This window comes from Embleya sp. NPDC005971 (genome assembly GCF_040629175.1).
In the GTDB taxonomy this organism is placed as follows: Bacteria; Actinomycetota; Actinomycetes; order Streptomycetales; family Streptomycetaceae; genus Embleya.
Genome location: NZ_JBEXUX010000027.1, coordinates 36,372 through 48,516, shown reverse-complemented (window position 1 = coordinate 48,516; position 12,145 = coordinate 36,372). Strand labels below are relative to the sequence as shown.

At 71.0% G+C, this 12,145-nt stretch carries 11 protein-coding genes and 1 pseudogene; 3 read left to right on the top strand and 9 right to left on the bottom strand.

The features are described 5' to 3' along the window. Positions 1 to 6: 6 nt before the first annotated feature. The 3 genes from ABZ374_RS23705 to ABZ374_RS23695 form a co-directional block, all read right to left on the bottom strand. Positions 7 to 2,355 carry a UvrD-helicase domain-containing protein gene (locus tag ABZ374_RS23705; RefSeq protein ID WP_360314159.1) on the bottom strand — a complete coding sequence of 783 codons (2,349 nt, stop codon included), beginning with the start codon at positions 2,353 to 2,355 and terminating at the stop codon, positions 7 to 9. Positions 2,356 to 2,500: 145 nt separating this feature from the next. Then, positions 2,501 to 3,280 (bottom strand): class II aldolase/adducin family protein, encoded by a 780-nt coding sequence (locus ABZ374_RS23700; protein WP_360314157.1) that lies wholly within the window; start codon positions 3,278 to 3,280, stop codon positions 2,501 to 2,503. A gap of 61 nt (positions 3,281 to 3,341) precedes the next feature. Continuing rightward, positions 3,342 to 4,538 (bottom strand): amidohydrolase family protein, encoded by a 1,197-nt coding sequence (locus ABZ374_RS23695; protein ID WP_360314155.1) that lies wholly within the window; start codon positions 4,536 to 4,538, stop codon positions 3,342 to 3,344. A 76-nt stretch (positions 4,539 to 4,614) separates the two neighbouring features. On the opposite strand from ABZ374_RS23695, the gene ABZ374_RS23690 reads away from it, so the two are divergent. Next, on the top strand, positions 4,615 to 5,346 hold the full coding sequence (locus tag ABZ374_RS23690; protein WP_360314153.1) for an IclR family transcriptional regulator: 732 nt from the start codon (positions 4,615 to 4,617) through the stop codon (positions 5,344 to 5,346). 193 nt (positions 5,347 to 5,539) lie between these two features. On the opposite strand, the gene ABZ374_RS23685 is transcribed toward ABZ374_RS23690, so the two are convergent. The 3 genes and pseudogenes from ABZ374_RS23685 to ABZ374_RS23675 form a co-directional block, all read right to left on the bottom strand. Continuing rightward, positions 5,540 to 6,118, bottom strand: coding sequence for a dihydrofolate reductase family protein (locus ABZ374_RS23685; protein ID WP_360314151.1), 579 nt, complete (start codon positions 6,116 to 6,118; stop codon positions 5,540 to 5,542). 284 nt (positions 6,119 to 6,402) lie between these two features. Further along, positions 6,403 to 6,624: pseudogene (locus ABZ374_RS23680) on the bottom strand (aquaporin family protein); the annotation flags it as partial. Further along, positions 6,621 to 6,989 (bottom strand): metalloregulator ArsR/SmtB family transcription factor, encoded by a 369-nt coding sequence (locus ABZ374_RS23675; RefSeq protein WP_360314149.1) that lies wholly within the window; start codon positions 6,987 to 6,989, stop codon positions 6,621 to 6,623. The gene ABZ374_RS23675 and the pseudogene ABZ374_RS23680, both read right to left, overlap by 4 nt. Positions 6,990 to 7,078: 89 nt before the next feature. Between ABZ374_RS23675 and ABZ374_RS23670 the strand changes: the two genes are divergently transcribed. Further along, positions 7,079 to 7,570, top strand: coding sequence for an ArsI/CadI family heavy metal resistance metalloenzyme (locus ABZ374_RS23670; RefSeq protein WP_360314147.1), 492 nt, complete (start codon positions 7,079 to 7,081; stop codon positions 7,568 to 7,570). A 408-nt stretch (positions 7,571 to 7,978) separates the two neighbouring features. On the opposite strand, the gene ABZ374_RS23665 is transcribed toward ABZ374_RS23670, so the two are convergent. The 3 genes from ABZ374_RS23665 to ABZ374_RS23655 all read right to left on the bottom strand — a co-directional run bounded on the left by ABZ374_RS23665 (position 7,979) and on the right by ABZ374_RS23655 (position 10,668). Next, a complete protein-coding gene (locus ABZ374_RS23665; protein WP_360314145.1) occupies positions 7,979 to 9,376 on the bottom strand; it encodes an MFS transporter in 1,398 nt (465 codons plus the stop codon). A 495-nt stretch (positions 9,377 to 9,871) separates the two neighbouring features. Then, positions 9,872 to 10,228: a metalloregulator ArsR/SmtB family transcription factor gene (locus tag ABZ374_RS23660; RefSeq protein ID WP_360314143.1), complete on the bottom strand. Its 357-nt coding sequence runs from the start codon at positions 10,226 to 10,228 to the stop codon at positions 9,872 to 9,874. Then, on the bottom strand, positions 10,225 to 10,668 hold the full coding sequence (locus ABZ374_RS23655) for an SRPBCC domain-containing protein (protein ID WP_360314141.1): 444 nt from the start codon (positions 10,666 to 10,668) through the stop codon (positions 10,225 to 10,227). The genes ABZ374_RS23660 and ABZ374_RS23655 overlap by 4 nt, the downstream gene beginning before the upstream one ends. A 327-nt stretch (positions 10,669 to 10,995) precedes the next feature. On the opposite strand from ABZ374_RS23655, the gene ABZ374_RS23650 reads away from it, so the two are divergent. Beyond that, positions 10,996 to 11,847: an SAM-dependent methyltransferase gene (locus ABZ374_RS23650; RefSeq protein ID WP_360314139.1), complete on the top strand. Its 852-nt coding sequence runs from the start codon at positions 10,996 to 10,998 to the stop codon at positions 11,845 to 11,847. Positions 11,848 to 12,145 lie beyond the last annotated feature (298 nt).

Here is a 12,145-nt window from a genome sequence, read left to right as displayed (position 1 = left end):
CCGAGGTCACCCCGCCTGGGTGAGACCCGTGAGCCCCGGCGGGAGGTCGCGGGTGTGCACGACGCCGAGCCGCTGGGTCGCCCGGGTCAGCGCCACGTACAGATCGGCGAGGCCGAACGCGGCCGGCTCCACGACGATCACCGCGTCGAACTCCAGCCCCTTGGCCTGCTTGGGGTCGAGCAGCACCAAGGGCCGGGTCAGGTCCGGCTCGACGCCTCGTTCGGCGTGCGGGATCGCCGCCGCCACCGCGTCGATCAGCTCGCGCGGCGCGATCACCGCGAGGCGTCCCTCGACCGGAACCCGCTCCGCGCCACCGTCGGTCGCGTGCCGCGTACGCGACGTGCCCGATGTGCCCGACCCGTCCGATGTACCCGACTCCAGCGCGACCGCCCACGCCACGGCCGCCGCCAGGTTCCCGGTGTGGCGCGCCCACGGCTTCACGCCGGTCGAGCGCACCGACCTCGGCGGCTCGAAGCCCGGGTCGGCGGCCCGCATGACGTCGGCCGCGACCTGCATGATCTCGGTCGGCGTACGGTAGTTCACGCCCAGCCGGACCCGCTCCCAGCGGCCCTCGACATACGGCACCAGGATGCGCTCCCAGGATCCGCACCCGGCCGGCTCCGAGGTCTGCGCGGGGTCGCCGACCAGGGTCATCGACCGGCTGGGGCTGCGCCGCATGAGCAACCGCCAGGTCATCGCCGAGAGTTCCTGGGCCTCGTCGACCACGATGTGGCCGTAGGCCCAGGTGCGGTCCGCCGCCGCGCGCTCGGCCGAGGTGCGGCGGTCGAGCTCCTCCTGGCGTTCGGCCAGCCGCTCGGCGTCCACGAGGTCGTGCGCGCTCAACACCTCGGACTCCTCGTCGTCGCGGTCCTCGAACTCCTGTGTGCGCGAGCCGTACGACAGGTCCAACACGCCCTGCGCGTACGCGATCTGCCGCCGGCGCTCGGCAGCCGCCGCAGCCCGCGCCAACGAGTCGTCCTCACCCAGGAGTTCGGCCGCCTCGTCCAGCAACGGTACGTCCGCGACCGTCCATTCGTCGCTCGTCCAGGTCCCGAAGACCGGGTCGTACGCGGCCGGCCGCCGGATCGCCGCGGCGTCCTGGTCGGACAGGTACACGGGTTCGGCGAGGTAGTCCGCGAGCAGCCCCTGCGGGGTCAGGCGGGGCCACAACTCGTCGACGGCCGCCTGCACGGCCGGGCTCTCGGCGACCGACATCGCCAACTGCGCGACCTCGTGGGTGCCGAGGAAGTTCGGCCCGCCGAACGGGTCCGCGCCCAGTACGGCGACCAACTGCTCGGTGAGACCGTCGATCACGCGCGCCGCGAACGCCGGGCGGGCGAGGTTGTGCGGCAGCCGGGTTGCGCGCGCCCTGCTCCGGGCGGCCCGGGCGATCTCCGCGTCCAGGAACAGATCGCCGTCGTCGTGCCCGATGAGCAACGGCGTCTCGGGCACCGTCTGTCGGTCGGCCACGAAGCGGGCGAGCACCTCGGCCATCGCGGCGCGGCCCTTGACCTCGGCGGCCTCCGGGGTGTCGACGGCGGTCGCGGTGACGCCCGGGAACAGCTCGCCCGGCGTGGCGAACTGCACCCCCGTCTCGCCGAGCGACGGCAGCACGTCCTCGATGTAGCCGAGGAAGGCCGGGTTGGGGCCGACCACGAGCACCACGCGACGGGTCAACTGCTCGCGGTTCGCGTACAGCAGGTACGCCGCGCGGTGCAGGGCGACGACCGTCTTGCCGGTGCCCGGGCCGCCCTCGACCACCAGGACGCCCTGGTGCGGCGCCCGGATGATCCGGTCCTGCTCGGCCTGGATGGTCTGCACGATGTCGTGCATGCGCCCGGTGCGGGCGGCGTCGAGCGAGGCGAGCAGCACCGCGTCGGCGTCCGAACCCTCGAAGCCGGTGCGAGTGGCATCGGTGAGGTCGAGGATCTCGTCGTGCAGCGCGGCGACCCGCTGCCCGGAGGTGGTGATGTGCCGTCGGCGGCGCAGACCCATCGGGGTGTGTCCGGTCGCGAGGTAGAACGGCCGGGCGACGTCGGCGCGCCAGTCGATGACCAGCGGGGTGTGCTCGGCGTCGTCGCGGCGAATACCGATCCTGCCGATGTGGTGGTCGGCACCGTCACGGAACAACAAACGCCCGAAACACAGGCCGTTCGCGCCGGCGTCGAATGCCGCGCGCAGGCTCGACTGTTCGAAGACCGCGATGTCCCGTTCGACGCGTGCCTGCCGGGTGCCGTCGTGCTCGCGCCCGAGCACGTCCGTTACGGCGGCCTCGGCCTGGTCACGCAGGTCCGCGAGGCGCGCGTACAGGACGTCGATGAATTCCTGTTCGTGTCGCAATTCGGCGTTTGACAATTCATCTCCCGGACGGCTACTATGCCTTCATAATCTTTCTGAATACTGTGTGATCACCGGTATTCAGAATCATCCAATATACCTTAGGAAAAGCCCCGGACGCCAAGGCGTCCGGGGCTTTGTCCTTCCCTGTCTCCGTTTCCCCCTATGGCGAGGTCCGTAGGTCGGCCTCCCCGGGTTCCGTCGACGGTTCCGTCAACAGATCCGGAGCGGCGCGCAGTTCCGCCCGCACCGAGGACTCCCAGTAGCCGACGAAGCCGTTGCCGTCGCTGCGGCGGCTGCGCTCCAGCCAGTGCGCGGGCAGGGGACTGGTGCGGCGGCCGTCGGCGGCCCGGACCAGCCAGGCGTTGCGGCAACGGATTTCGAGGGCGACCGCACGCTGGTGGACGGCCCGGGTGGAGACGCCGACGACGAACACCCCGTGCCCGGCGAGCAGCGCGAGGTCGGCGTCGCCCATTGCCGCGATCACCTTGCGCGCGGCCTCGGCATCGTTGACCGCGCCGTCGTACTCGTCGACGAGCGTCAGGTCCCCGCCGCCGAGGGACGAACTCTGGTCGTACGCGGGCGGTATCTCGCCCATGTCGGCCCACACCGTGCCGAACCGCGGGTGGTTGTGCATCGCGACCTGGATGTCCGGGCGGACCTGGTGGAGTTCGAGGTGCAGCGGTATGCCGAGTGGCACCGGCCAATCGCCGTCGACGAGGTTGCCGGCCAGGTCGATCCGGATGATGTCGCGCGGGCGGATCTCGTTCCAGGCCAGCAACCAGGGGTTGCACAGCAGTGTTCCGTCGCCGAGGTTGTAGGTGATGTGTCCGGCGAGGTGGTCGTCGTAGCCCTCGCGCCAGAGCGTGCGCGCCAGCAGCACGATCTCCTGCGCGGGGGTGAGGTCGGGGACGAGCCGGCCGGGCGTCGGGGTGAATGCCATGAAAAGCCTTTCGCGGAGCGGGGGCGAGGCGGGATCCGGCGTGCGGCCGAGGCCGCGGGGCTCACGCGTCGAGCGGCAGGACGACGTCCGGCAGCGGGTGTCGGTAGAGCTTGGCGGCGTTCTCGCTGCACATCATCCGCAGTTCGTGCGCGGGGATGTCGCCCCAGTGCCGCGCGATGACGTCCTGGGTGTGCGGCCAGGTGCCGTCGCCGTGTGGGTAGTCGGTTTCGAGCATGATGTGGTCGACGCCGATGACGTGCCGCAGCGCGATCGTGGAGGGGTCGTCGAGGGTGCAGAACCAGAAATTGCGGCGCAGCACGTCGGCGGGGCGCTCGTCCCAGCCCAGGCCGTAGCCGGAACGGTCGACGATGTTGTCGAGCCGGTCGACGAGCATCGGCACCCAGCCGATGCCGCCCTCGCTCATGGCGATCTTCAGGTTCGGGTGCCGGACCGGGTAGCCGGACCACAACCATTCGCTGCACGCGCCCAGCGACAGTTGGCCGAACATCGTCGCGCCCAGTTGCAGCGCGGGGCCGCCGGGCGGGATGGGGTGCAGGCCCGAGCTGCCGACGTGCAGCGAGACGACGGTGTCGGTTTCCTCGCACGCGCGGATGATGGGGTCCCAGTGGCCGCGATCCCACAACGACGGAAGGCCGATCGCGTGCGGGCGCTCGGGAAAGGTCACCGAGGTGAAGCCGCGGGCCGCGTTGCGCTCGATCTCGGCCACGGCCTCGGCCGGATCGGCGAGGTAGGTGATCCCGCCCGGGATGATCCGCTCGGGGTAGGCGCGATACCACTCCTCGTAGAGCCAGTCGTTCCACGCCCGCACACACGCCTTGCCGACCTCGGTGTCCCGGGCGTGCGCGAACACCCGGCCGCAGAACCCGGTGATCTGGGACGGGAAGTTGAGCATGGCCCAGATGCCGCCGAGGTCCATGTCCCGGACCCGGGCGTGCACGTCGTGGCAACCCGGACGCATCGCGTCGAAGCGGGCCGGTTCCAGTTTGACGCTCTCGGGTCGACGGCCGGCGACGGCGTTCATGCCGACCTGCGAGTAGCGCGCGCCCTCGAACTCCCAGACCTGCGCACCGTTCGGGTCCTCGACGATGCGCGGGCCGCGGGCGCGCAGCGAGGCGGGCAGGTGGGTGTCGAACAGGTGCGGCGGCTCGACGACGTGATCGTCGACCGAGATGACGGTGTAGCGCAAGTCGGCGGGTTCGGGATCGGGGAGGAACAGCTCCGGGTCGAGGGTCGTCACGACGGCTCCCAGCTCGTGTGTTGCTATGTGACATGCCGTATTGTAGAGTGATCCGCAATGTATCGGAGGGAGCCCGATGGCCGTCAAGCCCCTGCAAAGCCTTGCGCGCGCCCTGGAGGTGCTCGACGTCATCGCCGAGCACGAGCCGGTCGGGGTCGCGGAGCTGGCTCGGATCACCGGGGTGGACAAGAGCGCCCTGCAGCGGATCCTGGTCACGCTGCACGCGGGTGGCTGGCTGCGGCCCACCACCGAACCGTCGACCCGATGGAAGTTGACCACCCGCCCGCTGGTCCTGGCGGCTCAGGCGCGGCGCCGGGACGATCTGCTGACCCGCGCGCGCCCCGTGTTGGCGGACCTGCGCGAGGCGACCGGCGAGACGGTGATCCTCGCGGTGCCCGACGCCGGGCGCATCGTCGCGGTCGATGTCGCGGAGAGTCGGCAACTGGTGCGCACCGTCCCGCGGATCGGGCTGGTGTTCCCGGCGGCCACCAGTGCGGCCGGGCTCGCGATGTGCGCGGCCACACCTCCCGACGAGTGGGATCTGTCCGGCATCGATCCGCACGACGAGGTCTTCCGGCGGGAGTTGACCGGCACCCGCGACCGCGGCTGGTCGCTCAGCCTGGGGGCGGTGGACGCGGGCGTCGCCAGCGTCGGGGCGGCGGTCCTCGACGCGACCGGCCGACCGATCGCCGCACTGATCGTCAGTGCCCCGTCCGGCCGCCTCGACGAAGCCGGCTGCACACGCGTGGGGAAGCTGGTCGCCCGGGCCGCGACCGGCCTCGGCGACCGAGCCGGGCCGCTGCGGTGACCTCGGGCCACCCCACCCTCCGGGCGGCGGCGCCGGCCCGTGGCTCGGCGGGGCGAATGGTCCGGACGGGCGGATTCGTGCTGTGGCGCGCCCACCCGCAGGAGAGCACCGAGGCGACCGCCGGGCCGACGATGCAAGGGATGTCCGCGCCGCCGGGGACGGTCACCGACGGCACGCCCGACGCCATTGCCTCTCAGCCGTGCAGGGTGGGTCGGTAGACGAGTTCCTGGATGTTGCCGTCGAGGGTCCGGTGCTCGATCAGATCGAGGTCGAAGTCGGCGGCGCCGCGGAAGATCGGGTCCAGTCCGGTCCGGCCGGTGATCACCGGGAAGATCGTCACCTGGACGCGGTCGACCAGACCGGCGGCCATCAGCGCCCGGTTCATCGACAGGCTGCCGTGCGAGCGCAACGGCACGTCGGACTCCTCCTTGAGCCGGGCGACGACATCGACGGCGTCGCCGCTCACGACGGTCGCATCCGGCCAGTCGAGGGGACCCTCCAGGGTGGTCGACACCACCGTTGCCGGCGCATGCGTCATCCGGGTGACCCACGGGTCGCGCACCTCGGACCCCTCCGTGCCGACGGCGAGCATGCGTACGAAGGCCCGGAACGTGTTGGCCCCGAAGACCATCCGCTGCTCCGCGCGGTACTGGGCGAGGCGGTGTTCGAGGAAATCCGGGCCCTGCTTGCCCCAGTAGCCGGCCCAGTCGCCGCCGGCGCCGCCGAAGCCGTCGAGGCTGGAGAAGACGTCGAAGGTGTAGGTGGCGGTCATGATGCTCTCCTCGAATGCGGGTGATCTTGTGATCGGGTGTCGAGGATGAAGACTTGAAGCCGCGGCGAAACTCATCGCCGTCGGACACCCGGTCCGGACCTCCCGTACGCGATACCGCGATACCCGTCAGGCGTCGTCGGGGAGGAGCTCGGGGAGCCGGTCGGCGATGTCGATCAGGAGGCCCGCGGCCGTGGGTGAGCGGCCCGCGTTGTGGGCGCGGGTGAGAGGACAAAGGGCTTGTCGGCCCTCGGATTCCCTTCCCGGGGCCGGGCGGAGCGGTCGGCGCCGCGGCCGAACACGGTCGCGATCGTGTTCGCGAGCAGCCGCACGCCGACGTCGTCGGTCGGCTCGGTCGCCTGGATGCCGGCGCCGACCACGACCGGTGCGGCCGTACCGACCGGCTCCGCGGCCGCGCGTAGGGCGGGCCGTACCGGTGGCGGGGTGGCGCCCGGCCCGGGCTGTGCGTCCACCGCCGCTTCGGCGTCCCGGGTGGGACTGCCGTTCACGAGGACAGGTCCAGCACTCCCGCGAGGGCGGCCACCACAGGTGGGGCGACCCGGTAGTACACCCACGTGCCCCGCCGCTCGGAGGTCACCAACCCGGCGTCGCGGAGCTTCTTCAGGTGGTGCGACACGGTCGGCTGGGAGACCCCGACGTCCTGGATGTCGCACACGCACGCCTCGCCGCCCTCATGCGAGGCGATCAGCGAGAACAGCCGCAGGCGCACCGGATCGCCGAGTGCCTTGAACATCGCCGCGATGCGCTCGGAGTCCGCGACCGCCAGTGGCTCGCGCGACAGCGGCGCGCAGCACGGCACGACCTCTGCGTCGGCCGCTGTTGCCAGGAGCGGAAGCACCTTCGGATTCGACATGTGTCGATATTGACAGTCGTCGATGCCGATGGCAAGGTTTTGATATCGACAGATGTCAATACAGCCGCTTCGACCCGGAGGTCTCCGTCATGTCCCGCGTCCAACTTGCCCTGCGCGTCGCCGACCTCGACGCCTCGATCGCCTTCTACAGCAAGCTTTTCGGTGCCGAACCGGCCAAGCTCCGCGACGGCTACGCCAACTTCGCCATCGCCGAGCCGCCGCTCAAGCTCGTCCTGATCCAGGGCACGGAGGGCGAGCCGACGGTGCTGGACCACCTCGGGGTCGAGGTGGAGACCACCGAGCAGGTCACCGCCGCGACCGCCCGGCTCGCCGAGGCGGGCCTGGCCACCCTGGAGGAGAACGACACCGCGTGTTGCTACGCGATCCAGGACAAGACCTGGGTGCACGGCCCCGGCGGGGAGCCGTGGGAGGTATACGTCGTCAAGGGCGAGGCCGACAAGTTGGCCAAGGACGAGGGCTCGGCCTGCTGCCTGCCCGCCACCGACAGCGGCGTCCCCACGCCCGCCCCGACCCGGGCCCCGCTCGACCCGCGACCGGCCGAAACCGGCTGCTGCGGCTGAGCGTCCGCCCCGGATCGGCGAGACCGTCCGTCGCCGCAGGCCCTATCGGGGTGGCCGCCGGCACGCCGCCGCGCCGACCGGGCACCTGCGCGTTCGTCGGGCCGGCGTGTGGGGTCGGTTGCACGCGATCTCGCTCGCGAGACCGCGCGCCCACAGGCGGCGATGCCGTTACACGACCGAGTGGTTTGATCGCTGTTTCCTGGCTTCCCGGTGGTGGGGCGGGCGATGTTGGTGGGGCACCACTCACCACGGGCAGCGCGAGTCACCGGGTTGGCCAAGTGAGGCGAACGCCCCGACAGTGTCGGGGCGTTCGCCTCATTCCGGAGCGGGGGAGGCCGCGACGAACGGGCACCGGAGCCGGACGGCCGTTGTGGTGCACGCGGTCGGGCCTTCGTCGGGAAACGGGCCTCAGACCTCGTGCGTCGCCGGCACGGCAGGCGCGCCGATGTTCTCCTCCGCGCGCGGTCGCAGACCGATCCGGATGAGGACGACACTGACGAACGTGACGACCACGTTCACGATCAGGGCCAGCCGGATCCCGGCCGGTTCCGCGTCCTGCGTGGCGGCGATCGCGCTCAGGATCGGGATGCCGATCGTGATGGCGATGTTCTGGGTCATCGTGGTGAGACCGGTCGCCAGGCCCTGTTCCTCATTGGGCAGGCCGGAGGTGGCCGTGACCGTGTACGCCACGATGGCCGTCACGTGTCCGAAGAAGCCGACGAACAGCGCGGGGATCAGCAGGGCCAGCCCGATGCGGTCGGAGCCGACGAAGATGAGCGGGACCGTGGCGAGGCCCTGGACGGTCAGGCCGATGGGCAGCACCTTGCGGTAGCCGTGGCGGCCGATGAGACGACCGGCGGTCGGGCCCGCCAGTACCGCCGCCAATCCCGGAACGCCGAAGATCAGGCCGGTGGCGAGCGGGTTGAATTCGAGGATGTGCTGGAGGTACAGCGTCATCAGGAAGATCATCGCCGTCTCCATCGTGAACACCACGAGACCGGCGTAGTTTCCCCACATGACGGTCGGTCGCCTGAGGATGCGGAGCGGGACGAGCGGTGCGGCGGCGCGCAGTTCGATCAGCCAGAACGCGGCCAGCAGCACGATGCCGACGACAGCGGCCGGGATGTTCTGCTCGATGACGGCGTAGACGACGGCCAGCAGGCCGCCGGTCACGGTGATCGCGCCGGGCAGGTCGGGCTCGACCCGTTCGGGCACCTTGCTCTCGCTGATCAGAAGCGGCGTGAGGACGAGGATGAGTACGGCCACGGGCACGTTGATGAAGAACGCCGTACGCCAGCTCAGCAGGCTCACCAGCGAGCCGCCGAGGAGCGCGCCGACGGTGAAGCCGCCGGAGAGCAGCGCGCCGTTCAGGCCCAGGATGCGATCGCGCATCGCGCCCTCGTGGAACGTGGTGGTGAGCAGGGACAGCGAGGCCGGGACGGACAGGGCGGTGGACAGGCCCTGAAGGGCGCGGGCGGACAGGAGCATCTCGGGAGTGGTGGCGAACCCGCCGAGCAGCGAGGCCACGGCCAGCAGGACGATGCCGGTGAGAAAGAGCAGGCGGCGGCCGAACAGGTCGGCCAACCGGCCGAACAGGAGCGTGAAGCCCGCTGCGGGCAGGGCATAGGCGGAGGCGATCCAGGGCAGGGCGGGTGGCTCCAGTCCGACGCCCTCGCCCACTTCCGGCAGTGCGACGTTCAGGATGGAGAAGTCGGCGGACAACATGAACCCGGCACCGAGCAGGACCAGCAGGATCAGTCGCTGTCGTCCGGTGAAGCGGGGCGGGGAAGTCGCGGTGGTGGTCACGGGACGGTTGCCTTTCTCGAGAATCCGGTAGGGGTGACCGGCGGCACGGCATCGGGCGGGCGGCCGGGCGATCGATCCAAGGCGGCGTAGTCCTGGGGATGGTGTGAAGTCCCGGAAGACGTACGGGAGTTGCCTGAGTCGGCCCCGGTCGATGGGTACCGGCGAATCGAAGTGGACCCGGCGGCCGGCGGGGGATTCCCGCAAGGCGTTCAGGCGTCCAGGCGTCCAGGCGTTCAGGCATCGAGGCGACGAGGCGTTGCGCCGGTCCCGTGCCGACGCGCGGGGTTGCGGTGTGTGGTGGTGTGCGGTGGCGGCGGCCGGCGGAGCCCGCCCGGCGTCACGCCGGGTCTGCGCTGCGCTCGTCTTCACGGCACGCTCAGGACACCCCGCAGCAGGGGGTGTGCCATGAGTGCCTTTTCCGGACCCGCCCTCGAAGCCGCGCGCGCCAAGACGGGCGGGTGGCCGGGCAGGGGTCGTATCCGTATTTCCTGGTGGCTAGCTCTCTTCGCGCTCGGCTGCCTCGGCGAGGCGCTTGATCGTGGCCAGGCGTCGATCCCAGTCGGCGGCGAGCGTGGACATCCAGCGGGCCGTCGTGTCCAGGGCGGCGGGCCGCACCACGTACCGCACTTCCCGCCCGACGCGGGCGCCGGAGACCAGTCCGGCGGCATCCAGGACGGCGAGGTGTTTGACCACCGCCTGGCGCGAGATGGGCAGCCCGTCGGCGAGCGTGGTCGCGGTTGCGTCGCCCTGTGCGGCGAGTACGTCGAGGAGTCGACGTCGCGTCGGGTCGGCGAGCGCGGTCAGGACGTTGTCGACGCCCTCGGCGGGGCCGCGACCCCCCTCGGCGCTCACCCGACCTGTTCGGCGCGGCCCTTGACCGCGTCGAACACCCGGGGCCAGCCGTGGGAGTTGGACCGCAGCGTGTGGTCGCGCCGGTCCTCGGACAGGCCCAGTGCGGCGAACCCGCTCTCGACCACGCGCAGAAGTGTCTTGTCGCCTTCCCGGCTCAGCGTGAATTCCACCAGGGTGCTGTTGTCCGCACGCAGTTCCTCCCCGGGGAACGCACTGGCCCAGCGATAGGCCACGTACGTCGGCGGCTCGACCTTCTCCACACGCACCGAGACCTCACCCACTTCGGAATTCTTCGCGAGCAGCGACATGCCCTCCTCGGCCACGGTGCCTGCCACGCTCCCCTCGTCGGCCACCCAGAACCCGGGGACGGCCACCAGCGACCATACCCGCTCCAGGGAAGCCGCGATCAACGTCTCGCGTTCGATCCGGTCTGCACTCATCGGGACTCCTCGTTGTCGTTTCAGGCGCAACCCGATGATTGCACGTCGGCATGTCAAGTGCAACCTGTGGGTTGCGTGTTATTGGCGATGCCATTGTGCTCAACGCCGGGGCGAGGGGCGCGAGTCGGTGGTGCCGCGTCCGCCGTGGCGCACCTCCCGGGCCGGCTTTCGGCCTTGCGTCGGAGGTCGGCCGGAGAGGTGAAGGCCAGGTGGGGGGCGTTCCGAGGCGCGGCGACGGCCGAGTAGCATGGCGTTGCATGATTCGATCAAGGGACCGGTGCAACAGGCCCGCCCACTGGTGCAGTTCGAGATGGGGGCAACGATCCGATGGACTCCGGCTTTGAGCGTTCGCCCGAGCAGGAGGCCCTGATCGCGGGCTGGACTCCGCCGGAGATCGACACCACCAGGCCGCACTCGGCGCGCATCTACGACTACTTCCTGGGCGGCAAGACGAACTTCGCGCCCGACCGGGAAGCCGGCGAACAGACACTGCTCGCCGTCCCCTACGCGCGCACCGCGGCGCGGGCGAACCGGGCGTTCCTGCTGCGGGCGGTCGACCACCTGGCCCGGCTCGGGATACGGCAGTTCCTCGATCTCGGCACCGGCATCCCCGTCGAGGGTCGCAACACACACGACGCGGCCCAGAAGATCGCGCCGGAATCCCGGGTGGTGTACGTCGACAACGACCCCATCGTGCTGGCGCACGCCCGTGCGCTGCTGAGCAGCCATGCCGACGGGAAGACCGCGTACATCGACGCCGATGTGCGCGAACCGGACGCGATCCTGGACCACCCCGCGCTCACCGGGTCCCTGGACCTGGAACGGCCCCTGGCCGTCATGCTGCTCGCGATTTTGCACTTCGTCCCGGACGACGAGAAACCCACGGAGATGCTGCACCGGCTGACCCACCGACTGCCTTCCGGCAGCCACCTGGTGCTCTCGCATCTGACCGGCGACTTCGACCCGGTCGGCACCGGCGGCGGCGCCACCGTATACCGAAAGTCGGGCATTTCGATGCAGTTGCGCAGCCGCGCCGAGGTCGAAGCGCTCGTCCCCGAAGGTTGGGAACTCCTCGACCCCGGCGTCGAAATCGTCTCCCACTGGCACCCGGAACCCGGCGCCGAACTCCTCGACCCGGCAGACATCGGCTGCTACGGCCTGGTGGCACGCAAACGCTGACCCGTCCGGTCGCCGAGTGCGTCGAGCACCCGATCACGCCGCATCGGCGGCCCGCGCAGGCGCCGTCCTGCGTGGGAGCACGCGCTCCCCGACCACCGCCCATGGCGCCGATCAGGTCAGCCCCCGAGCGCGGCGCAGACGCCCTCGGGCGCGAAACCCGGGCGCGCGGCCGGCAATCGCCGGGCCGACCCCGACCGGGGCGTGACCCGGGGCGAGGGCCACGGGCGGCGTCGACCATTGCGCCTCGACGGGGCGGTGGCGCGAAGGGTGTGGCCCTGGCCTCGCCGCCCAGGTCAGG